This window comes from Oleiphilus sp. HI0043 (assembly GCF_001634935.1).
In genome coordinates this window covers 1-1,182 of the sequence record NZ_LWEY01000200.1, presented here as the reverse complement: position 1 = coordinate 1,182, position 1,182 = coordinate 1, and the positions used below count along the sequence as shown (strand labels likewise).

The 1,182-nt window shown below is 46.4% G+C and carries 1 protein-coding gene; it reads right to left on the bottom strand.

The annotated features are described in order from the left end of the window. A partial coding sequence (locus A3729_RS03315; RefSeq protein ID WP_197475517.1) for a chemotaxis protein CheA occupies positions 1-1,182 on the bottom strand: 1,182 nt, incomplete at both ends.

Genomic DNA, 1,182 nt, shown 5'->3' with positions numbered 1-1,182 from the left:
TGCCATGTCGTCTCGAATGAGCGCAGGAAGGTCAAGAATCACGACAACGCTACCGTCACCGAGAATAGTTGCTCCAGAAGCTCCATGAACATTGGCAAATTGAGGCCCAAGACTTTTTACAACGATCTCACGGCTGCCCATCAAGCTATCAACCTGTAGCGCCATAGGCTTGTCACTTCCTCTAACCAGAATGACGGGTAGCGGTAGTGGTTGCCCCTGCAATTTAGGGTGATGACTGCTGTGTAGTAGTTTACCTAGGTACTGTAGCTGATACTCGCGACCAGCGTATTCATACATTGGTGCATCAGGTTTATAGTATTCTTCCAGCTCATAAGGGCTGACTCGAACAATACCTTCAATAGTATTCAGAGGAATGGCGTAGAAGTCTTCACCAATGTTTACCATCAGCGCTCGGTTAACGGATACCGTAAAGGGTAGACGAATAGCAAACTCGGTACCGTGACCAAACTCAGAATTGATTTCAATGCTGCCGCCCATTTGCTTGATTTCACTGGCTACAACGTCCATGCCGACACCTCGACCGGAAATCTGCGTCACTTTTTCTGCCGTACTGAAACCCTGGTGCATGATAAATTGCATAATTTCATGGCGGCTAGGTTTCGTGTTTTTGGGTACAAGCCCTTGTTTTATCGCTTTATCTAGAACAACTTTGTCGTTAATTCCAGCGCCATCGTCCTTCATCTTCAAGACAATATTTCCGCCTTCACGCATTAGAGAGAGTGTGATTGTGCCACTCTCTGGTTTGCCAGCTTTTTTACGCTCGTTAACAGTTTCAATACCATGATCGAGGGCGTTACGTAACATGTGTTCAAGCGGAGCGACCATTCTTTCCAATACGGAACGATCCATTTCACCTTCGGTATTCAGTGCATCAAAATCGACTTGCTTACCTAGCTCGCCACCAATTTGGCGAACGATACGGCGTAGTCTTGGAACAATTGATGAAAACGGTATCATCCGTGTTTTCATCAAGCCTTCTTGCAGTTCTGAGTTAATACGGGATTGCTGTAATAATAAAGTCTCGGCATCTCGTGAACGGTCAGACAAGGTATCTCGAAGGTCCTGAAGGTCTGATGTTGACTCCGTTAAGGCTCGCGAAAGCTGCTGAATCGAAGAGTATCTGTCCATTTCAAGCGGATCGAAGTCTTCATAGTCGGGAGC